Origin of the sequence: Natronincola peptidivorans (genome assembly GCF_900111615.1) — a bacterium.
GTDB lineage: Bacteria > Bacillota > Clostridia > Peptostreptococcales > Natronincolaceae > Natronincola_A > Natronincola_A peptidivorans.
This window is the reverse complement of sequence record NZ_FOHU01000007.1, coordinates 13,961-35,243: the sequence shown is the minus strand read 5'-3', so window position 1 is coordinate 35,243 and position 21,283 is coordinate 13,961. Positions and strand designations below refer to the sequence as shown.

Below are 21,283 nucleotides of genomic sequence, written 5' to 3'. Positions count from 1 at the left end.
AACAGTATGAAATGTTGAAATTATCAATACAGATTAATTAAGAAGAAGGAAAAGCAAGCACTGGAAAACGTTTCTATCAACAACTTAGTTTTTAATTGTGTTGATTTAATGAGGGGATTTAAAAACATTAAGTCAATATAAATTAAAATAAAAAATTTAAGGGGGATTTGTAGAATGAAAAAAAGTAAACTATTATCATTATTTTTAGTAGCTGTATTGATGCTTACAGTATTTACAGCTTGCAGCAGTCCAGCGGAGCCTGCAACAGAGCCAGCAGATGAAGAGGAAGTAGCAGCACCAGCAGAGGAGACAATTCGTGTTGGTTTATCTCTACCTACCCAAAGAGAAGAAAGATGGGTAAGAGATAAGGAAAAAATGGAAGCAGCAGCTGCTGCGGCAGGTATTGAATTGATTGTTAGGGTTTCTGATGCAAACCTACAAGAACAAATCAATCAGGTTGAAGCATTATTAACTCAAGGAATTGATGTATTAATCCTAGCACCACATGATGCATCAGCAGTTGCAACATTAGTAGAAAAAGCAAATCAAGAAGGTGTTCCAGTAATATCCTATGACCGTCTAATTACTGATACTGACAAAGTAGACATTTACTTATCCTTTGATAACGTAAAGGTTGGTGAATTACAAGGTAAGTATATCACAGAGCAAGTGCCAGAAGGAAAATATATCATTATGTCAGGTGCTCCAACAGACAACAACGCTACCCTGTTTAAGCAAGGTGCTATGAAGTATATCCAACCACTAATTGACGCTGGAAAAATCGAAGTAATAGCAGAGCAAGCAGTAGAAAACTGGGTGCCGGAAAATGCACTAAGAATTGTTGAAGCAGCATTGGCAGCAAACAATAATGAAGTAGATGCTATTTTAGCACCAAATGATGGTACAGCTGGAGCAGCTATCCAAGCATTAGCGGCACAAGGCTTAGCAGGTGAAGTTCCTATCACAGGACAGGACTCAGAAGTGGCTGCAGCAAAGAGAATCGTTGAAGGAACACAGTCAATGACAATCTTTAAAGATACAAGAGATCTAGGAGAAGAAGCTATTCAAATAGCTATCAAGTTAGCAAAAGGTGAAGCCGTTGCTACAAACGGTGAAGTAGATAATGGTGTATTCGCAGTTCCTTCTGTATTGTTAGAGCCTTATGTTGTTACCTCTGACAATGTTCATGAATTATTAGTAGGAAGTGGATATATTACAGAAGCAGATTTACAGTAGTAATCAATTTTGTTTAGTACTTTATCGGAGGAATAGCTTAATAGTTATTCCTCCCTCTTTTCACATTGCATAAGCGACAGACGAAATCAAAGATTTCCGTCATCTGCTTAAGTATATATAGCCTCCTATGGCGATTGCATAAAAGGTCAGGAACGGGAGCTTTTTTAGAAAGGTGGATAGCCCTATGAGTGAATACATTTTGGAGATGCAGAATATCGTGAAGGAATTCCCTGGTGTAAAAGCACTTGACAATGTAAATTTTAAAGTTAAAAAAGGAGAGATTCATGCACTGGTAGGAGAAAACGGTGCTGGGAAATCTACCCTTATGAAGGTTCTAAGTGGAGTATATCCTTATGGAACCTATGAAGGTAAAATTCTTATCAATGGAAAAGAACAAAGATATGCCAATACCAACGATAGTGAGGCAGCAGGTGTAGGGATCATTTATCAGGAATTGACATTAGTTAAGCAGATGAATATCTGTGAAAATATATTTTTAGGCAGTGAGCACAATAAGTTAGGAATCATTGACTGGAACAAAGCCATGTCAGAAACACAAAGACTTTTAAATGAAGTAGGGTTAACATCAACTCCTGATACAAAGATAATCAACCTAGGTATAGGTAGACAGCAAATGGTGGAGATTGCAAAAGCCTTATCAAAAAACGTTAACATTTTAATTTTAGATGAGCCTACTGCAGCATTGAATGAGGATGATAGTGAGAACCTATTGAATATCATCAAGAAACTAAAAGAAGAAGGTATAAGCTGTATTTACATTTCTCATAAACTAAAGGAAGTCAAAAGCATAGCGGATACCATTACCATTATTAGGGATGGAAAAACCATAGAAACCTTTTCTAATGATGAGGAGGTAAACCAAAACAGAATCATAACAGGGATGGTAGGTAGAGAAATAACCCAACTATTTCCTAGAAAGCCTCATACCCCAGGAGATGTAGTATTAGAAGTGAAGAATTGGACAGTATACAATCCAGAGGTACCAGATAAAAAAGCAATAGACAACATTAGCTTTCAGGCGAGAAAAGGAGAAATCTTAGGGATTGCGGGATTGATGGGTTCAGGAAGAACAGAGCTTATGATGAGTATATTTGGCGCCTATGGCATAAATAAATCCGGAGAAATATATATTGAAGATCAGAAAACAGATGTAAAGGAGCCAAGGGATGCTATTGAAAGAGGCTTATGCTATCTTTCGGAAGATAGAAAAAAAACCGGTTTGGTTTTAATGATGGATGTAAAAGAAAATATTACTCTTTCTAGCTTAAAGACAATATCCACTATTGTTGGAATCAATGAAAATGAAGAAATCAAGGCAACAAACTACTATGTAGATGCCTTAAAAATAAAAACCCCATCTATTGAACAGAAGACAAGAAACTTAAGTGGAGGAAACCAACAAAAGGTTGTTATAGCAAAATGGTTAATGGCAGCACCAAAGATATTGATATTAGACGAGCCAACCAGAGGGATAGATGTAGGGGCAAAATATGAAATATATAGCATCATGAATGATTTGGTGGAGCAAGGTGTAAGCATTATTATGATTTCCTCAGAGCTACCAGAAGTTTTAGGGATGAGTGATAGGATTTTAGTAATGCACGAAGGCAGGTTTACTGCAGAGCTAGATTGGCAGGGAACAAGTCAAGAGGATGTTATGCATTATGCAACTGGCGGAAACTTAACAACATCATGATGATGTATTAGAGGAGGTTAATTTCATGATAAGTAAAACAGAGAATAAACAAAATCCCATAGATATAATAAAGCTATCCCTTAGAAACAATATTAGACAATATACCATGTTCATAGCTCTAATTAGTATTATGATTATTTTTTCTTTATTAAGCGATGTATTTTTAACTCCAAGAAATCTATCAACCTTATTTCTACAGACTGCACATATCGCCGTATTGGCCTGTGGTGTAGTACTGGTAATTGTAGCAGGACATATTGATTTATCTATAGGTGCTGTAGTTGGCTTAACGGGCGCCATTGCTGCAATCCTGCCAGCTCGATATGGCATAGGACTTGTACCTTCTATACTGATTACCCTGGCAGTTGGTGCACTCATAGGACTATGGCAGGGCTACTGGGTTGCCTATCGTGCTGTTCCGGCCTTTATTGTGACCTTGGCAGGAAAGCTTATTTTTGAAGGAATGATTATAGGGGTTACAAAAGGAGCGACAACAGCAACAAGTGCCAGCTTTAATAAAATCGGGCAGGGATACTTTCCAACTCTTTTCTTTGAAAGCACACCAAGGGATATGATTCCCCATGATACAACGGTCATTATTTGGGCACTGGTGATTGCAGCCTATCTATGGTTAGAATTTAATCGTAGGAAAGAAAGAATAAAATATGACTTTGAAATATTACCTAAATCATTATTTGTAGTAAAACTTAGCTTAGTAATTCTTTTAATCTCAGTAGTATTTTCCATCATGGCCTTTTATCTAGGAATGCCTTATTCTATTATGATCTTAATGGTCATAGGAGGGTTTTATACATTCCTTACAACACAAACTACCTTTGGGCGACATGTATATGCCATTGGTGGTAGCAAAGAGGCAGCTAAATTATCTGGTATCAATATCAAAAGTAGAACCCTATGGATATTTATTTCATCAGGCATATTAGGGGCTATCGGCGGTATCATCTTTACTGCAAGGGTAGGTTCAGCTGCAGCTTCTGGTGGAATGGGAATGGAGCTGGATGTAATAGCTGCTGCCATTATTGGAGGTACCAGTACATTAGGAGGAGAAGGTACCATCGTAGGAGCCATCATTGGAGCCTTAGTTATGTCTACTCTTAATAATGGAATGTTACTTTTAGATGTGGGAACTACCCAAAGATTAATCGTCAGAGGCTTGGTATTATTAATTGCAGTATGGGTGGATATCGTTTCCCGTAAGAAAAATGCATAAATATGCTATTATTACTTCTTAATATATAGGTTAAATAATTTTTCCCCCCATGAAAACAGCAAGGTGGCTTTTAGAAGCCACCTTGCTGTTTTATAGATGCAATAATATAAGCATCGCATAAGAAAATCTGTACTATAAACAGATGTATTACTCAATCCCTCTACCTTTGTTCATACCCATAATAACCTCCTTTTTTATTGAAAAATTAGTTCTCTTTTGTACTCACTTACCGGACCTATCATCACTTTCTATATATATTTCAAATTTAAAAGAAAATTCAGAAAAAGCCTTTTAAAATAGAAAATGCAAAAACTATACCAAAGCAATATTCATAATGGGTGGCATACTTTCAAGGATTAAAGAAAAGACTATGGGCAAGCAGTATCAATATTGATACAAGATTTTGTAAAAAAAATAGGAATGCAGCTAAATAGAAAGGGTTTACATTATGAGACAGAACCAATGAAAGTCTCAATTTATAGTATGCAGGCTATTTTTTATCTAGCTTGTTAATACAATAAAAGAAGATTATACTAATAATATGAAACTGGCTGTAAAAGATGTAATAAATAAGACGAGGTGGAAAAATGAAGGCAGAAGTAATAGCGGTGGGAACAGAAATATTATTGGGAGATATAGTAAATACCAATGCTCAATACATAGCTAAAAGGTTAGCGGATATGGGGATTTTTTTATACCATCAATCAGTGGTGGGAGATAATCCAGATAGAATAAAGAAGGCTTATGATATAGCCTTTAGTAGGGCTGATCTTGTGATTGCTACAGGTGGATTAGGACCCACAAGGGATGATTTAACAAAAGAAATGGCAGCAGAATTTTTTGGCAGGAAGTTAATCCTTAATGAAGCTTCCCTTGATAGCATAAAAGAGTTTCTTTTTCGTAGAAATCAGCCGGTTACAGAGGGAAATAAAAAGCAGGCATTTATTCCTGAGGCAGCAATTATTTTAAAGAATCATCATGGGACTGCCCCAGGATGCATTATTGAGGAAAATAGAAAAATATTAATTCTTTTGCCGGGCCCCCCAAGGGAAATGATTCCTATGCTAGAACAACAGGTATTGCCATATTTAAGTAAATACCAAGATGGGGTATTGGTCTCTAAGGTATTAAGATTATGTGGTATAGGAGAAAGCTATGTAGAGGAAAAGATTAAAGACATTATAGAGAATCAAAGTAATCCAACCATTGCTCCTTATGCAAAAGAAGGAGAAGTGATTTTGAGGATTACAGCAAAAGCAAGCTGTAAAGGAGAAGCTGAAGGATTGATTGTTCCAATAGAAGAAAAAATCCGAAGTAGAGTAGAAAAATACATATATGGAGAAGGGGATACTACCCTAGAAGAAGCGGTAGGAAAACTATTGATTCATCATCAATTGAAAATCGCTACTGCTGAATCATGTACCGGTGGACTCTTGGCTGCTAGACTGGTAAATCATCCTGGTATCTCTTCAGTTTTTATGGAGGGTGTCATTACCTATAGTAATCATGCTAAGATGGAACGATTAGGCGTAAAGGAAGAGACATTAAAAGCATTTGGTGCCGTCAGTCAGGAAACCGCTGCTGAGATGGCAGAGGGTGTAGCAAAGCTTGGCAAAACAGATATAGGGATATCTATAACAGGAATAGCAGGCCCAGGTGGAGGCACAAAGGAAAAACCAGTAGGGTTGATCTATGTAGGAGTTTATTTAAAGGGAAAGACCCGAACAAAAGAACTGTTTTTTAAGGGTGATAGGCAGAAATTGAGGAACTTTGCGACAACTCAGACTTTGTGTTGGTTAAGGAGAGTCTTGATGGAAGAAGGTTACAGTCAATAAAGGGAGGGAAATCAGAGGGTGAAAACCTCTATCCTCTCCATATTCAGTGGAGTAAAAACAATAATTGCTTTAACATCAAGAATTTAGATAATAAAAGAACCCTGTTGAGTAGATTAGGGTTCTATTTTATAAAGTGATGATTTAGACAAATCCTCATATTTTTGATATCATAAGTATAAAGAAAAAAAAGGAATAATAACTAAATAATACACTGATATGATTGTTAATTACATATAAATTACAAATTAAGGTGATATAATGAAGAATTCCATAGAGAAACTTAATTTCAAACTACATAAAGCAAATCAAGATATAGAAATGCTGAATGATATCATAGAAAATCTTAGTGATGGTATCTATATTACTGATGGGGAAGGTAATACCCTCAGAGTAAACAGTACCTATGAAAAAATGTCGGGACTAAAGAAGGAAGAATTAATTGGAAAGAATATGAAGGACTTGGTGAAGGAAGGTTATTTTTCAGAATCTGCCAGTATTCAGGTGTTGAAATTAAAAGCCGCTGCTACAGTTATGTATACAGTAAAAACGGGAAAGCGTCTTTTGGCAAAAGGAGTCCCGGTTTTTGATGAAAAGGGTAATATAAAGTTAATCGTCAACAATGTATGGGATTTAACTGAAATATATCATTTAGAAAGTCAAACATTAGATAAAGAAAGAATCACTGAAAAGAAAGAAGAGGATTTTATTTTTCATAGCAAAGCCATGGATCAAGTGGTGGAGTTAGCCCTTAAGGCTTCTAAGGTAACCTCTAATATATTGATATTAGGAGAATCTGGTGTAGGAAAGGATGTTATTGCAAAGCTTATTCATGATGCCAGCAGCTGCAAAGGCGGTTATATAAAAATAAACTGTGCAGCTATACCAGAGCATTTGCTGGAAAGTGAGCTTTTTGGTTACGAAGAAGGATCCTTTACGGGGGCTAAAAAGCAAGGAAAGCCAGGAATGTTTGAGTTAGCTGAAAAGGGAACCATCTTTCTAGATGAAATCGCAGAAATCCCCATTCATTTACAAGCCAAGCTGTTAAGAGTAATTCAAGAAAAAGAAGTGATTCGGGTAGGTGGTACAAAACAAATTTCAATTGATACTAGAGTAATTGCAGCTACCAATAGAAACCTTGAAGAAATGGTAAGAAAGGGAAGCTTTAGAGAAGACCTATACTATAGATTAAATGTGGTGCCTATTAAAATCCCACCCCTAAGGCATAGGAAAGAGGATATTATTCCTTTGATAGATTATTTTACAAATATCTTTAACAAGAAATATCATCTTCAAAAAAGCTTCACAAAGAGTACCTTGGAGTTTTTTGAAAAATATCATTGGAAAGGAAATGTGAGAGAGCTGCAAAATATTGTAGAAAGACTGATTGTAGTAGTAGATCAAGAGGTAATTACAGAGGAGGATGTTGCCGAAATATTAAACTTCAAGAGTAAAAAGGTGGTTACAACGGATGCAGCAAAATTAAAGGATGCAGTAAAACAGTTGGAAATACAATTGATAAAAGAAGCTTTAAAAAACTATAAATCTACTAGAGCTGCAGCAAAAAAATTAGGCATTGATCAATCTACCTTAGTAAGAAAAATAAAGAAGTACAGCCTAAGCTACGATGCAATAAAACATCGAGACGATGAAGAAATGCATCGATCAAAACCTGAGTTATAGAGGGAGATTCCTCAAAGTGATGTGATGACGCATCAAACGTTTCCTGGAGTTTTTTAAGCGTAATAACGATTGGGAAGGTAGAAGACTTGAATTTACTAGTCTTTAAAAAGGGTTTCATAAAAGACCATTGATTTTAAAAGTTGGCATAAATGTTGCAAACATAAATTATATAAAAAATAATAAGGAGGAGGATGTGACATGAGCAAAATAGTAACTCTGGAAAAAGCATTAGAAAATGTAAAAGACGGTATGACGGTTATGATTCCTGGTTTCATGGGGGTGGGGACACCAGAAACCCTTGTAGATGGATTGATTGAAAAGGGAGTAAAGGATTTATTTGTAATTTGCTCTGATACAGCTAGGCCAGAAAGAGGTATAGGTAAGTTAATTGTAGATAATAGAGTGAAAAAGCTAATTGCTTCTCATATTGGAACAAACAAGGTTACAGGTGAAAAAATGAATGCTGGGGAAATAGATGTTACTTTAGTTCCTCAAGGAACACTAGCAGAGAAAATCAGAGCTGGTGGTGCTGGACTAGGGGGGGTTTTAACACCCACAGGAATTGGCACTGTTGTAGAGGAAGGAAAACAACGAATTGAAGTAGATGGAAAACAATTCCTATTGGAATTGCCCCTTAAAGCAGATGTTGCATTAATTAGAGGAAGCAAAGTAGATAAGGCAGGAAATGTGTGGTATGAGGGAGCCACTAGAAATTTTAACCCTATGATGGCTACAGCTGCAGATATCGTGATTGTTGAAGCAGAAGAAATTGTAGAAATAGGAGAGATTGATCCTAATAACGTGGTAACTCCAGGAATCTTTGTTGATTATATTGTAAAGGGGGAAAAATAATGGATAGTAGAGAAATCATTGCTAGAAGAGTGGCAAAGGAATTAAATGATGGAGATATAGTAAATCTTGGTATTGGAATGCCAACGAAGGTATCTGATTTTATTCCTGATGATGTAGAGGTTATTCTACAGTCTGAAAACGGTTTCGTTTATATGGGTCCAGCCCCACAGGAAGGACAGGAAGATGACAATATCGTAAATGCTGGTGGATTGCCAGTTACTGTGAAAACTGGTGCCAGCTTCTTTGATAGCGCTGTTTCCTTTGGCATCATTAGAGGAGGACATGTGGATGCTACTGTTTTAGGTGCATTACAGGTAGATGAAAAAGGCAATCTAGCCAGTTGGATGATTCCTGGGAAAATGGTTCCTGGCATGGGAGGAGCAATGGACCTAGTAGTAGGAGCTAAGAAAGTAATCATTGCTATGGAGCATACTGCCAAAGGCAGACCAAAAATTTTAAAGGAATGTACATTACCTTTAACAGCAGTCAATGAAGTGGATTTAATCGTTACTGAGATCTGTGTTATAGAGGTAACCAAAGAAGGCTTAGTTTTAAAAGAAGTCGCAGAAGGTGTAACAGTAGAGGATGTTCAAGAGGTAACAGAAGCAGCATTAATTATCCCTGAAAATGTAAAAACAATGGATATAGGTCTATAATAATAGCACTATAATAGGTAAATCACACAGCATTTGATGTGTGGTTTACCTATTTTTTTTTTTCTTTTTCTAATATAGTTGCGCGAAACATATGTTCCCATTATAATAATACTATGTAGTAGGAAAGGAGTAGGAAGCATGCTAGCAAGAACGCACATAGCTCTAGGTCTGACAACAGCATTGTTTACAGCTACCCTTATAGGTACCTCCTATCTTAAAGATAGACCAGATGCTATCACTCTACTGGTTATTGTAATAGCAGCTCTTTTACCGGATTTAGATATGGGAACCTCTGCACTTGCAGGAAAATTTGGTGTTTTAAAGGCAAATCATATCCAGAAAATATGGTTGGTGGTATTGATACTACTGGCAGCAATAACGGTTGTATACTTAAAAGAAACACCTATATTTTATGGTGTTTTGTTTATGCTGTTGTTAGCGGCTGTATTTTCAAAGGATTTTGCTAAGAAGGGCTATTATGTCCTGAGGAATTTGGTACAGGGAATGATAGGGGTAGGCTTTATAGGGGCAGGTTACTATTATCAACAGCCACCGTTAGTGGGTATAGGATGTATTTTGATTTTGCTATTACTTAGTAAGCATCGTGGGCTTTCTCATTCTATTGTATTTGTGGCGATTACCTATATAGTGGTCAAAAGTATTAGTAGTTATTATGATTACATGGATTATAGCTTATTGTTTGCAGTAAGTATCCTGTCTCACATTATAGGCGACATGCTTACAAAAACAGGTGTAATGCTTTTTTATCCATTTAGTCAAAAAAGAATCAAGTTTCCCTATACCATAAAAACCGGAGGGAAACTTGAAAATATCATTTTTTTAGCTGCTTTCTTAATTGCATTTCGTTTGGCAAGGCTATTGTAGCATAAAAAATTTAAGCAGCATAACAGTACCAATAGAACCAAACACAATATATATGATCTGCAGCTTTAGAGAGGCTAATAAAATAGCTGCTAGACCTCCCAATAGACCAACGATAGGTAAATTTGCCTCTACCGTTAAGATACCTGGAAATATTAATGCTCCTAGCGCTGCATAGGGAATGGCTTTTAACCATTTGTTTCCCCAAGCTGGGAGCTTTAGGTTATTCATAATAAAAACTGGCAGCAATCTTGGTATAAAGGTCACGATTGCCATTCCCAAAATGATGAAAAATAATTGCATATTGTCACTCTCCTTGTACAATAAAGGTGCCTATAAAGCTGCCAACTAAGGTAGCCATAACGATAGCCCAACCAGAGTTGAGATAGATATTAAAAATATAGCATAATATACCGCTGATAGCCGCTAAGATACCTATCCTATAATTATCTTTTACTGAAGGAATTAACAAACCAATAAACATGGCATAAAGACCAATAGACATGCTGGCACCGATGGAGGCAGGGATTACCATGGATAATAAGCCTCCTAGGAGGGTGCCTAATCCCCAGGAAAAGTAGGCGGAAAGCATCACACCTGCGATAAAAAAGCTAGTGATGTCTTTAGCATCATCATTTCCTTCCATCGATAGCAGGGCAAAGGTTTCATCCGTAATACCAAAGGACAAAGGCACTTTTTGCAGCATAGGAAGATGCTGAAGCTTATTCATCAGAGACATACTCATAATAAAATGACGGAAATTTAAAATAAATGTTGCAAAAACAACCTCAAAGCCTAGGATTCCCATTCCAAGCATATTCGCTGCCATGAATTGACTAGCTCCAGCATAGACCATAAAAGACATAAGGACTGTATAGAATAAAGGGATTCCAGTTTGAGCAGAAATAACCCCAAAGGAAACAGCAATAGGAAAATAACCAATGACAATGGGCAAGGCTTTTTTTATGCCCTTCAAAAATTCTGCTCTTTTAGTGACAATAGACGAAGAAATATTTAAAGGATTGTTAACTGTATAAGAATTTTTTGTGTCCATAGAAAAACTCCTTTTAAGTTTATAGAATACAAAAAACGTTAATAAATTATCAAATTTCAATGTTTCATACATTTTAATATATCATTTTCCTTTTTAAAAAACAACAGCCATTATCAATAAAATAATGGACACCAATTGTATTGTGGATACTGCTTGTATATAATAGAATTAGCAGGAACTACTGATGAAGGGGGAAAAACATGATAAAAACAATACTTTTTGATTTGGATGGAACATTATTGCCACTAAATATGGAGGATTTTCTAAAAAGATATTTTGAAGAATTAGGTATGAAATTTCAGAATCTAATACATCCTAAGGAACTCGCAAAGCTTGTATGGGGATCAACAGAATACATGGTAAAGAATATAGATAAAGAGAAAACAAATGCCGAAGCCTTTTTTGAAGATTTTTTTAGTAAAGTATCCCATAAACCGGAAGAGCTTAACCCTATATTTGATGATTTTTATATCAATGATTTTCCTAAAATAAAAGAAACAGCCTCTCAAAATCAAAACATTATTGATGCTATTACTATATTAAAGGAAAAAGGATATGAACTTGTAGTTGCCACCAATCCCTTGTTTCCTAAACTGGCTATTTTGCATAGAATCCAATGGGCAGGTTTAAATAAGGAAGATTTTGTATTTATAACAAGCTTTGAAGAAATGCACTATTGCAAACCTCATATACATTTCTATGAAGAGATCCTAGAAAAAATTAATAGAAGACCAGAGGAATGCATGATGGTAGGAAATGATGTAGAAGAAGATATGGTAGCTAAAAAATTAGGTATAAAAACCTACCTAATAGAAGATTATAAAATACAACGTTCTCAAAAAATAGAAGGCATAGATTATATAGGAAAGTATGAAGATTTTTATGAGTTTGTAAAGACACTGCCATCTATATAATTTGCACTAAAGATTTCACATCGTAGGAGTTGGTCCCTGTGCCAACCCGGCGTGGAAACCTACCCCTACAAAACATGTATTTTGTTTAATACAATATATATTAAATAATTATTATTCTACAATAATATACTATTGGTACTACATGAAGAGTTTGGAGGAAAATAATATGACAGCATGCGGATGCAATAGACAAACGGATGAATTAGAAAGACAGTGCCCATTATGCAAGGAAAAAAGTAAAAATATTAATTTTATGGCAGTAAAACCTGTGGTTAAGCAGGATTTACAAAGATTCGTGCAGAAGGATAACTATTATATTTGTAGAAATACAAACTGTGATGTGGTTTTTTTTAATGAAGAGGAAAATATAGTTTTTTTAACTAGAGATATTGATATGTCAGCTGATTTCAGTGAAGTATCAAAAAACAATAAGCATAAATGTCAAAAAGGCTGCGGGGGTTGTAGTCAAAAAAAGGGTGGATGATAAAAATGACGAAAGAAAGTGTATCAGCAGTGGTGCTGGCTGGTGGGGGGAGCACTAGAATGGGACAAAATAAAGCATTGTTACAGCTTGGAGACAAAACAATGATAGAAAGGATTATTGAAGGTTTAAAGCCATTATTTAATGAAATTATAGTAATTACCAATCATCCTGAAGAATATCCCATGATAAAGGATATACTATTTGTAAAGGATGAAATGAAATTAGAAGAAAAAAATTCTTTAGTAGGCATTTACACAGGATTGTTAGCAGCAAAAAATCCTTATGCATTTATTGTTCCTTGCGATATGCCTTTCTTAGATCAGAATCTAATTCAACACATGCTTCAGCAGTTGGAGGGAGAGGATATAGTAATTCCCTTTATAGAAGGGCATTATCAGCCGCTACATGCAATCTATGGAAAAGGCTGTATAGAGCCTATAAAAGAGCTGTTGGAGAAAAGAAGGTATAAAATAACAAGCTTTTTTGGACAAGTTAAAATAAAAACCATAGATGAGGAAACAATAATGAGGTTTTCAAAGGATATGAAATGCTTTCTTAATGTCAATACTTATGATGCTTATTTAAAGATACAAGAAGATTGGAAGTAATATTAATAATCCAGGGAGGTGATGGTTGTATGTCTAAGGATCCTATGGAGATTATGGGCCAGCAGGGCAAAATAAAAATAGCTCATGATATCGTCATGACCATAGCTCGTCATACTGCTGAAGAGGTGGAAGGTATTATATCCATAAAAGGTGGATTACCTGGTGGGATTTTAGAGCTTTTCAACAAAAAAACCAGTGCAAAGAAGGGTGTTAAAATAGAAAATGAGGAGACACAGGTAGTAATTAATCTTTCTGTTGTAGTGGACTATGGTACTGTGATTCCAGAGGTCGTAAGAAAAGTTCAGGAAAAAGTAAAAAAATCTGTAGAATCAATGACAGATGTTCAAGTATCTAAAGTGAATGTTTTTGTTCAAGATATAAATATTACATAATCTAAATAGTTGACAAGGAAAAAAACCACTAGATTTTAAAGACCAGTGGTTTTTTCTTGAAATGTACAGGAAATCAAATAGTCTACTAGCAATCATTATGGTCATGATAATCATGGTGATGCTCATAGTACATCATTTTATGCTTATAAGCCTCTGCCTTATGCATATAAGCCATATGCAAATGCATATAGTACATCTTTTTCATATGCTCATAATGATGCTCATCCATTGGCATGTCAGGCATCATAGGCATACCCGGCATAGGCATACCTGGCATGGGCATAGCTGGTGTGTGGCCTGGGGGCATAGGCATACCTGGCATTGGTCCCCCTGGCATAGGCATAGCTGGCATGTGGCCCGGAGGCATAGGCATACCTGGCATTGGTCCCCCTGGCATAGGCATAGCTGGCATATGACCTGGAGGCATAGGCACTGGTGGATAAGGGCCATGCATACAGTCATCCATTGATGGGTGTTTCATATTTTCTTTTTTAGCTTCCATAAAAAAACCTCCTATAGTATAGATATGATTTATTCATTAATTTCCTTTAATAATAGAATATGAAAGGCTTCTCATTTGGAAACTTGACCGATGAAAACAACTAAAAAAACCACCTGTTACTGGTAACAAGTGGTTTATTCTGATAAAACTGCTGTCCTTCATATCATTGCAAAACTTTGACCTCTGTCAAGGGACAGTTTAAAGATTAAATAAAATAACTTAGACTACAATCCTCAGGAAAAAAACCTATGAATTAAGCTGTATTTTATTTATGATTGTCAACATATTCTACTATATTTCCGATGTTTTTAAAGCCTTCTGCTTCCTCGTCGGGAATCTCAATACCAAACTCATCTTCAATAGCCATGATAATCTCTACTGCATCCAGCGAGTCTGCATCCAAATCATTCAGTAATGATGTAGATGGTGTAATAGAATCAACATCACTAACGCCTAACTGCTCAGCTATAATTTCTTTAACTTTTTCAAATGTCATAAAGCCTCCTGGTTTGCATTATAATAGTACAATCCAGGATTTCACCTCCTTAAATAATTTAAATAGATATTCTGAATTTACTATGTAACAACTTTTACTTATATATTATAGGCAAAAGTTTATATTTAGAATACCATAAAAAATAAAAAAAGTGTATATTTAGTTATAAAAAATTAAGACAATAAGAAAGACTTTTTTTATTATGTATTTATAGAAGGAAAAGAGAAGAAAATTATAGAAATAATACCTAGATTACATTTTGGAGGTGTTGCGTATGAGAGAAAAAACCATTGGTATACTGGGAGGAATGGGACCAGAAGCTACTAGTGATGTTTTTAGAAGAATTATTAGATTTACTAAAGTAAAAACTGATTCTGAACATATTCGAGTAATTATAGACAGTAATCCCAAGATTCCAGACAGGACCAGGGCAATACTAGGAAATGGAATTAGTCCTATTGATGAAATGGTAGCAACCGCCAGAAAAATACAAACTGCAGGAGCAGATTTTCTAATCATTCCATGTATGACAGCACATTATTTTGTAGAAGAGCTGGAAAAATCAATTGACATTCCCATTATAAATGCTCTAAAGGAAACAAATAAATATATCGACAGTCAATACCCTTCCATGAAAAAGATAGGACTTTTAGCTACTACTGGAACTATTACTACGGGATTGTTTCAAAAGGCATTAAAGAATAAGATAGTGATCATACCAGAAAAGAAGGAACAGGAAAATTTAGTGATGGATACGATATATGGGATTAATGGCATAAAAGCAGGCAATACTTCAGTAGAAGTGGTGGAAAAGTTCATTAAGGTAGTGGAAAAACTACAGGAAGAAGGAGTGGAGGGTATCATTGCTGGCTGTACAGAAGTGGGATTGGTTCTATCATCAAAGGATATAGATATTCCCCTGATTGACCCATTGACTGTACTTGCTAAAACAGCGGTTGTCTTAGCAAAAAATCTATAGTTCAAAACTCCTATTAATTCACTGATGCAGCTTCTCTTTTTTGTTCTTTTTGTAGAAATATATCGAGACATCTGATATAATAGCAAGCGAGTATTAGGTTAATATTCCATTAATTTCATGTTAAGAAACTTAACTCAAATTTAACAATTCCTTAACATTTAATTAATAGAGAGGGTATATTATTTTCTTATGTATGTAAATGCTAAGGTGTAAGGTTATTTTATAGCAGAAGAAAAGGGAGGATGTTAATGGAAATCATTTTTGGGCTACTAGGTGGGTTAGGTTTATTCTTATATGGTATGAACGTCATGAGCACAGGCCTCCAAAAAGCCGCAGGTGATAAATTAAAGGCAATTATTGGTATGCTAACCACCAATAGGTTTATGGCGGTTATTGTAGGAGCCATTGTTACTGCTACCGTACAAAGCAGTAGTGCTTCCACAGTTATGGTAGTAGGATTTGTTAATGCTGGTATGATGAAATTGACCCAAGCCGTAGGTGTCATCATGGGGGCAAATATTGGGACAACCATTACAGCCCAAATTATTACCTTCAAGATTGAAAAATATGCACCCATCATTGTAGGAATTGCTGTAGGGGTTTGGTTATTTAGCAAAAACCGTAAAGTAAAACAGCTGGCAGAGGCCTTTATTGGTTTTGGTATATTATTTATTGGTATGCAGCTCATGGGAGATTCCTTAAGACCATTGAGAACCTATGAACCTTTTAATGAAATGTTGATAAGTTTTGGAGAACATCCTTTCCTTGGAATCTTTGCAGGGTTTTTGATTACCGTAGCAGTTCAAAGTAGTACTGCTTCTACAGGTATTTTACTAGCTTTAGCCATGGAAGGACTGATTCCTATCAGCTCTGGTCTGCCGATATTATTTGGTATCAATATGGGAACCACAGTAACAGCAATGCTGTCAAGTATAGGAGCCAATAATACAGCAAAAAGAGCAGCTGCCTTTCACTTTCTCTTTAATCTGTTGGGCACTGTAATTTTTGTGGCCTTTTTACAGGGACCAACCTACAGGATTATTACGTATTTAAATCCTGATGAAATTCCAAGACAAATAGCAAACGCCCATACATTGTTTAATATAACAACTACATTCTTGTTATTACCATTTGCCGGAATTCTAGTGAAAATAGCAAAAAGAATTGTTCCAGGGGAAGAGGAGCTTGGTCACGGTATTAAATACATTGATAATCGTCTTTTGACAACACCTTCTATTGCAACCGTAAGTGCTATTCGAGAAGCCCTTCATATGGGTAATGTAGCAAAAAAATCCTTAGAAGGTGCCCTTGAAGCTTTTATCGAAGGAAATCAAAAGAAAATTGATGAAACCCTTAAGCTAGAAAAGGTAGTCAATGAATTGGAACGAGAAATGTCTGCTTATCTAGTAAGCTTGTCGAATACAAACATTTCCCTAGATAATAGAGAGACTGTCAATGGTTTGTTTAATACCATCAATGATATAGAAAGAGTTGGAGATCATGCTGAAAATATAGCGGAGCTAGCCCAATATAAAATAGACAATCAGCTGATATTTTCTGATACTGCTATAGAGGAAATAAATGAAATTGCTACAGTAACATTTAAGGCCTATAAAAATGCTTTAACTGCTATGAAAAATCTAGATGGAAGCTTAGCAATGAAGGTGATTGAGTTGGAAGGACAAGTGGATATTATGGAGAAAACCTTAAGGGCAAATCATATTGATAGATTAAATAGCCAACAATGTGTTCCAACCTCAGGGGTTATTTTCCTAGATATTATAAGTAATCTAGAACGGATTGCTGACCATGCAGCTAATATCTCTATGGCAGTATTGGATAAAGTAAAAACAAAAAAATGAAATGAAGCTAAGTAGCTTATGGAAGATAAATAAAAAACTAGAAATTGACTTATTAAAATATTAGCAAGATAAAAAAACAACCAAATTTTTAAGAATTTGGTTGTTTTTTTATATACAATTATGGAAAAAATAGAAAAAATTAGGAATTATCACTTCTATTAAGACATAATTGAATATTTAAAAGCTGAAGGGATAAACTAAAAATAGTTTATTTGAAAGGGGCACATTATGGGAAAGGAAGGAAATACTCAATTAATCATTATTGGTGGAGGAGAAGATAAGCGTACCGATAAAGAAATATTAAAGGAAATTGTACGCCTATCTGGTGAAGATAGAACCAATATAGCGGTGATTACCACTGCTACCAATTACCCATTGGAGGTGGGAGAAGAATATAAAAGGCTGTTTTATGATTTAGGAGTCAATAGAGTAGATACCATAAATATAGCCAGTAGAAAAGAAGCAAATCATCGACAAATTGTAAAAAGTCTAAAGGATATAGACTGTGTTTTTTTTGTAGGAGGAGATCAATTAAGGATTTCTAGTATATTGGGAGGAACAGAGTTTCATCATTATATACAAAAACAGATAGAAGAGGGTTTGATTATCGCAGGAACCAGTGCTGGTGCCTCTATGATGAGTGAAGTAATGGTGGTAGAGGGAGACGAAGAGGATGCACCGAGAAAATGCACAGTAAAGATGGCTCCTGGAATGGGCTTTTTAAAGGGTGTTATCATTGATCAGCACTTTAATCAGAGAGGAAGAATTGGTAGACTTTTAGGGGCTGTGGCACAAAATCCCTATACCCTAGGATTGGGTATTGATGAAGATACAGCCGTTATTGTTAACAAAGAAAAAGAATTAAGAGTAATTGGCTCAGGTGTTATTACTATAGTTGATGGTAAAGATATAGGGTATACAAATATTTCTGAGCAAAACCCAGATGAGCCATTGGCTATTACGAACGTAAAGGTGCATATTTTGCCCACAGGATATAAATATAATTTAAAAAATAAAACAGCCATCATCCTTGATCAAGAAAGAAAAGAAATAGAGGAGGATCGTAAATGAATTTGGTGAGGACAAAGGTATACTCCGGTAGAAATATATATGCGCATTTTCCAATAATAAGGGTAGATGTAGATATAGAAAAATATGTGGATATACCTACATGTGACATTAAGAATTTTAACGAAAAGCTGTTATCATTGTTACCAGGATTAAAGGAACACAAATGTAGCAATGGCATGAAGGGTGGATTCGTAAAAAGACTGCAGAAGGGTACTTATCTAGCCCATGTAATGGAACACACTATTTTAGAAATTCAAAGACTATTAGGATATGATATAAGTTTTGGAAAAGCTAGGTATTTAGAAAATGATACTGTATATTATATTATTTATGGTTATGATCATGAAATCGCAGGAGTAGAATCAGCAAATCTAGCCTTTGAAGTTATACAAAGTATTTTGCAAAACAAGGAAATAGCTTTAGATCAGCAATTACAACAAATTAAAAATGCAGTTGTTATTAACGAACTAGGACCTAGTACTGCTGCTATTGCAGCGGAAGCAAAAAAAAGAAAAATCCCAGTTATGAGAATTGGCAATCATAGCCTCCTACAGCTGGGTTATGGAAAGTATGCAAAGAAAGTACAAGCAACTATTACAGGAAATACCAATTCTATAGCAGTAGATATCGCCTGTGATAAGGAGCTAACCAATCATATACTAAGAATCCATGGATTACCAGTACCCGAAGGAAAAGTTGCCCATACCTATGAAGAGGTTAAAAACGTTATAGATAAAATAGGTTTTCCGGTTGTGGTGAAACCCTACAATGGAAACCAAGGGAAGGGAGTTTCATTAAACCTGAATTCCTTGAGGGAGGTAAGAAAAGCTTTTAGTATAGCCCAAGGCTATAGTTGGCAAGTGCTAGTAGAAAAATATATACCGGGAAAGCATTATCGTGTTGCTGTGGTACAGGAAAAGGTTGTAGCAGTATCGGAACGGATTGCTGCTCATATCATAGGGAATGGGAAAAACACTATCAAAGAATTAATTGATATAGAAAATCAAAATCCCCTTAGAGGAGAAGGTCATGAAAAACCATTAACAAAGATTAAAATTGATGATGTAATGTTATTCCTATTAAATAAAACTGGAAAAAAACTAGAGGATATTCCCCAAAAAGGTGAGACTGTATATCTAAGAGAAAACGACAATTTAAGTACTGGAGGCATCGCCTTAGATGTAACAGCCGATATTCATCCTGATAATGCTAGATTAGCTATAAATGCTGCTAGAGCGATTGATTTAGATGTAGCAGGAGTAGATATTACTACACCAAATATAGAGAAGTCTATTTTAGAGGAAGGTGGCGCTATTATAGAAGTAAATGCTTCACCGGGCATTCGAATGCATCATTATCCATCTAAAGGTAAGAGCAGAAATGTAGCTAGTGCCATTGTAGAAAGTTTATTTCCAGAGGGACAAAGGCACTCCATACCAATTATTTCTGTAACTGGAACCAATGGGAAAACCACTACTACTAGGATGTTAGCAAAAATATTGAAAGAAAAAGGTTTGATCGTTGGAACTACCTGTACCGGAGGGGTATATGTGCAAGAGGAAGAAATAATAAAGGGTGATACTACAGGACCTAAAAGTGCTCAGGCAATCCTGATGGATAAAAGAGTAGAGGTTGCAGTGCTAGAAACTGCCAGAGGAGGCATAGTGAACAAAGGGCTTGGATACGATATTGCTGATATTGGCATCGTTACCAATATTAGTGATGATCATTTAGGTATAGATGGTATCAATACATTGGAGGAAATGGCAGATGTAAAGGCATTAATTGTTGAAGCGGTGAAAAAACAAGGCTACGCCATCCTAAATGCTGATGATGCCTATGTAGATAGAATAGCTGAAAGAGTAAGATGTAATATTATCTTTTTTACAAAGGGAAAAAATAATAAAGCAGTTACAGATCACATGAAGTCTGGCGGGAAAGCTGTTTTTCTAAGAGATAAAACTATCTGTATTTTTGATGGAAAAAAAGAACGGGCTGTTATAGAGGTTCATGAAATCCCAGCCACCTTTGGGGGGGTTTTAGAACATAATATTGAAAATAGCATGGCGGCCATAGCTGCTGCTCATGGATATGGTATAGAAGAAAAAATAATTTACAAGGCATTAACCGAATTCTACACAGATACTGTAAACAATCCCGGTAGATTTAATGTATTTAATGTAAGGAACTTTAAAGTAATCGTTGATTATGGACATAATATTGAAGGGTATAATAAAGTGTTAGAAGGATTAAGTAAAATCAAAGAAAATCGCTTAATAGGTGTAATTGGGATACCAGGAGACAGAACAGATATAAGTGTTTTAAAGGTAGGTGAAATAGCAGGAAAGCATTGTGATTATGCTTATATTAAGGAGGATAAAGATCTAAGAGGTAGAAAGGCTGGAGAGGTAGCAGATATACTAAAAAAAGGGTGCAGTCTTGGAGGGTTAAATGATGGTTATATGGAAACAGAGTTATGTGAAACTAGTGCATTAAAAAAGGCAATGGAGAATGCAGAAGCAGGAGATATCATTGTTGTATTTTACGAGAATTATCATCCATTAATCAGTGCTATAGAAGCTTTTAAAAACAGAAAAGATATTGGACAATCAACGGCTACAATGGATGTGCAGATGCCTAATAACATAGCAAAGGTTAGTCCATAGCCATTTTATCCAGACGCAAAACCCACTACCCTAAGTATTATTAAATATACTGCGGTTGATGGGTTTTCTTTATGTTTTCTTCTAAAGCTTATTCCATTCTTAATTATGCTATAATAAATTATCTAATTAGTTGTAATATTTTATCATATGATTTATTATAGTAAAA

General features: G+C 35.5%; 20 protein-coding genes. 16 read left to right on the top strand and 4 right to left on the bottom strand.

What is annotated here, in order from left to right; genetic code table 11:
* The first annotated feature begins 174 nt into the window (after positions 1–174).
* The 8 genes from BMX10_RS09155 (at position 175) to BMX10_RS09120 (ending at position 10,092) form a co-directional block, all read left to right on the top strand.
* Entirely contained in the window at positions 175–1,236 is a 1,062-nt protein-coding gene (locus tag BMX10_RS09155) for a sugar ABC transporter substrate-binding protein (RefSeq protein ID WP_090442766.1), read from the top strand.
* 184 nt (positions 1,237–1,420) lie between these two features.
* Positions 1,421–2,953, top strand: coding sequence for a xylose ABC transporter ATP-binding protein (locus tag BMX10_RS09150; protein WP_090442763.1), 1,533 nt, complete (start codon positions 1,421–1,423; stop codon positions 2,951–2,953).
* Between the two features lie 25 nt (positions 2,954–2,978).
* Positions 2,979–4,184 (top strand): sugar ABC transporter permease, encoded by a 1,206-nt coding sequence (locus BMX10_RS09145; RefSeq protein ID WP_090442760.1) that lies wholly within the window; start codon positions 2,979–2,981, stop codon positions 4,182–4,184.
* 587 nt (positions 4,185–4,771) lie between these two features.
* The gene (locus tag BMX10_RS09140) at positions 4,772–6,019 is read left to right on the top strand and encodes a competence/damage-inducible protein A (RefSeq protein WP_090442757.1); all 1,248 of its coding nucleotides are present in this window, start codon (positions 4,772–4,774) and stop codon (positions 6,017–6,019) included.
* Between the two features lie 258 nt (positions 6,020–6,277).
* A complete protein-coding gene (locus tag BMX10_RS09135) occupies positions 6,278–7,699 on the top strand; it encodes a sigma-54 interaction domain-containing protein (protein ID WP_090442753.1) in 1,422 nt (473 codons plus the stop codon).
* A gap of 198 nt (positions 7,700–7,897) precedes the next feature.
* The gene (gene atoD / locus BMX10_RS09130; protein ID WP_090442751.1) at positions 7,898–8,551 is read left to right on the top strand and encodes an acetate CoA-transferase subunit alpha; all 654 of its coding nucleotides are present in this window, start codon (positions 7,898–7,900) and stop codon (positions 8,549–8,551) included.
* Entirely contained in the window at positions 8,551–9,207 is a 657-nt protein-coding gene (locus tag BMX10_RS09125; RefSeq protein ID WP_090442746.1) for a 3-oxoacid CoA-transferase subunit B, read from the top strand. Before atoD ends, BMX10_RS09125 begins: the two co-directional genes overlap by 1 nt.
* Before the next feature lie 138 nt (positions 9,208–9,345).
* Positions 9,346–10,092: a metal-dependent hydrolase gene (locus tag BMX10_RS09120; protein ID WP_090442743.1), complete on the top strand. Its 747-nt coding sequence runs from the start codon at positions 9,346–9,348 to the stop codon at positions 10,090–10,092.
* Here the strand turns inward: BMX10_RS09120 and BMX10_RS09115 are convergent.
* Together BMX10_RS09115 and BMX10_RS09110 are read right to left on the bottom strand one after the other, a co-directional pair.
* Positions 10,084–10,392, bottom strand: a complete 309-nt coding sequence (locus BMX10_RS09115; RefSeq protein ID WP_090442740.1) for an AzlD domain-containing protein — start codon at positions 10,390–10,392, stop codon at positions 10,084–10,086. The two genes, BMX10_RS09120 and BMX10_RS09115, sit on opposite strands and share 9 nt — an antisense overlap.
* 4 nt (positions 10,393–10,396) lie before the next feature.
* Positions 10,397–11,143: an AzlC family ABC transporter permease gene (locus tag BMX10_RS09110; protein WP_090442736.1), complete on the bottom strand. Its 747-nt coding sequence runs from the start codon at positions 11,141–11,143 to the stop codon at positions 10,397–10,399.
* Positions 11,144–11,343: 200 nt separating this feature from the next.
* On the opposite strand from BMX10_RS09110, the gene BMX10_RS09105 reads away from it, so the two are divergent.
* The 4 genes from BMX10_RS09105 to BMX10_RS09090 all read left to right on the top strand — a co-directional run bounded on the left by BMX10_RS09105 (position 11,344) and on the right by BMX10_RS09090 (position 13,541).
* On the top strand, positions 11,344–12,057 hold the full coding sequence (locus BMX10_RS09105) for an HAD family hydrolase (RefSeq protein WP_090442733.1): 714 nt from the start codon (positions 11,344–11,346) through the stop codon (positions 12,055–12,057).
* A gap of 166 nt (positions 12,058–12,223) precedes the next feature.
* Entirely contained in the window at positions 12,224–12,541 is a 318-nt protein-coding gene (locus BMX10_RS09100; RefSeq protein WP_090442730.1) for a hypothetical protein, read from the top strand.
* 5 nt (positions 12,542–12,546) lie between these two features.
* The gene (mobA, locus tag BMX10_RS09095) at positions 12,547–13,149 is read left to right on the top strand and encodes a molybdenum cofactor guanylyltransferase (RefSeq protein ID WP_090442728.1); all 603 of its coding nucleotides are present in this window, start codon (positions 12,547–12,549) and stop codon (positions 13,147–13,149) included.
* A 29-nt stretch (positions 13,150–13,178) separates the two neighbouring features.
* Positions 13,179–13,541, top strand: coding sequence for an Asp23/Gls24 family envelope stress response protein (locus BMX10_RS09090; protein ID WP_244272684.1), 363 nt, complete (start codon positions 13,179–13,181; stop codon positions 13,539–13,541).
* A gap of 85 nt (positions 13,542–13,626) precedes the next feature.
* Here the strand turns inward: BMX10_RS09090 and BMX10_RS09085 are convergent, their stop codons facing one another.
* Together BMX10_RS09085 and acpP are read right to left on the bottom strand one after the other, a co-directional pair.
* Positions 13,627–14,043: a hypothetical protein gene (locus BMX10_RS09085; RefSeq protein WP_090442725.1), complete on the bottom strand. Its 417-nt coding sequence runs from the start codon at positions 14,041–14,043 to the stop codon at positions 13,627–13,629.
* 265 nt (positions 14,044–14,308) lie between these two features.
* Complete coding sequence (gene acpP / locus BMX10_RS09080) at positions 14,309–14,539, bottom strand: acyl carrier protein (RefSeq protein ID WP_090442722.1); 231 nt, start codon at positions 14,537–14,539, stop codon at positions 14,309–14,311.
* 274 nt (positions 14,540–14,813) lie between these two features.
* Here acpP and cuyB point away from each other — a divergent pair, with 274 nt between their 5' ends.
* The 4 genes from cuyB (at position 14,814) to cphA (ending at position 21,117) form a co-directional block, all read left to right on the top strand.
* Positions 14,814–15,518, top strand: a complete 705-nt coding sequence (cuyB, locus tag BMX10_RS09075; RefSeq protein ID WP_090442719.1) for a cysteate racemase — start codon at positions 14,814–14,816, stop codon at positions 15,516–15,518.
* Positions 15,519–15,766: 248 nt separating this feature from the next.
* A complete protein-coding gene (locus tag BMX10_RS09070; RefSeq protein ID WP_090442716.1) occupies positions 15,767–17,380 on the top strand; it encodes a Na/Pi cotransporter family protein in 1,614 nt (537 codons plus the stop codon).
* A 228-nt stretch (positions 17,381–17,608) separates the two neighbouring features.
* Positions 17,609–18,451: a cyanophycinase gene (locus BMX10_RS09065; protein ID WP_090442713.1), complete on the top strand. Its 843-nt coding sequence runs from the start codon at positions 17,609–17,611 to the stop codon at positions 18,449–18,451.
* Positions 18,448–21,117, top strand: coding sequence for a cyanophycin synthetase (gene cphA / locus BMX10_RS09060; protein WP_090442710.1), 2,670 nt, complete (start codon positions 18,448–18,450; stop codon positions 21,115–21,117). Before BMX10_RS09065 ends, cphA begins: the two co-directional genes overlap by 4 nt.
* Positions 21,118–21,283 lie beyond the last annotated feature (166 nt).

Bases quoted from the DNA above. Each gene is read 5' to 3' on its own strand.
- BMX10_RS09155 (WP_090442766.1), top strand. From the start codon at position 175: ATGAAAAAAAGTAAACTATTATCATTATTTTTAGTAGCTGTATTGATG.
- BMX10_RS09150 (WP_090442763.1), top strand. From the start codon at position 1,421: ATGAGTGAATACATTTTGGAGATGCAGAATATCGTGAAGGAATTCCCT.
- BMX10_RS09145 (WP_090442760.1), top strand. From the start codon at position 2,979: ATGATAAGTAAAACAGAGAATAAACAAAATCCCATAGATATAATAAAG.
- BMX10_RS09140 (WP_090442757.1), top strand. From the start codon at position 4,772: ATGAAGGCAGAAGTAATAGCGGTGGGAACAGAAATATTATTGGGAGAT.
- BMX10_RS09135 (WP_090442753.1), top strand. From the start codon at position 6,278: ATGAAGAATTCCATAGAGAAACTTAATTTCAAACTACATAAAGCAAAT.
- atoD (WP_090442751.1), top strand. From the start codon at position 7,898: ATGAGCAAAATAGTAACTCTGGAAAAAGCATTAGAAAATGTAAAAGAC.
- BMX10_RS09125 (WP_090442746.1), top strand. From the start codon at position 8,551: ATGGATAGTAGAGAAATCATTGCTAGAAGAGTGGCAAAGGAATTAAAT.
- BMX10_RS09120 (WP_090442743.1), top strand. From the start codon at position 9,346: ATGCTAGCAAGAACGCACATAGCTCTAGGTCTGACAACAGCATTGTTT.
- BMX10_RS09115 (WP_090442740.1), bottom strand. From the start codon at position 10,392: ATGCAATTATTTTTCATCATTTTGGGAATGGCAATCGTGACCTTTATA.
- BMX10_RS09110 (WP_090442736.1), bottom strand. From the start codon at position 11,143: ATGGACACAAAAAATTCTTATACAGTTAACAATCCTTTAAATATTTCT.
- BMX10_RS09105 (WP_090442733.1), top strand. From the start codon at position 11,344: ATGATAAAAACAATACTTTTTGATTTGGATGGAACATTATTGCCACTA.
- BMX10_RS09100 (WP_090442730.1), top strand. From the start codon at position 12,224: ATGACAGCATGCGGATGCAATAGACAAACGGATGAATTAGAAAGACAG.
- mobA (WP_090442728.1), top strand. From the start codon at position 12,547: ATGACGAAAGAAAGTGTATCAGCAGTGGTGCTGGCTGGTGGGGGGAGC.
- BMX10_RS09090 (WP_244272684.1), top strand. From the start codon at position 13,179: ATGTCTAAGGATCCTATGGAGATTATGGGCCAGCAGGGCAAAATAAAA.
- BMX10_RS09085 (WP_090442725.1), bottom strand. From the start codon at position 14,043: ATGGAAGCTAAAAAAGAAAATATGAAACACCCATCAATGGATGACTGT.
- acpP (WP_090442722.1), bottom strand. From the start codon at position 14,539: ATGACATTTGAAAAAGTTAAAGAAATTATAGCTGAGCAGTTAGGCGTT.
- cuyB (WP_090442719.1), top strand. From the start codon at position 14,814: ATGAGAGAAAAAACCATTGGTATACTGGGAGGAATGGGACCAGAAGCT.
- BMX10_RS09070 (WP_090442716.1), top strand. From the start codon at position 15,767: ATGGAAATCATTTTTGGGCTACTAGGTGGGTTAGGTTTATTCTTATAT.
- BMX10_RS09065 (WP_090442713.1), top strand. From the start codon at position 17,609: ATGGGAAAGGAAGGAAATACTCAATTAATCATTATTGGTGGAGGAGAA.
- cphA (WP_090442710.1), top strand. From the start codon at position 18,448: ATGAATTTGGTGAGGACAAAGGTATACTCCGGTAGAAATATATATGCG.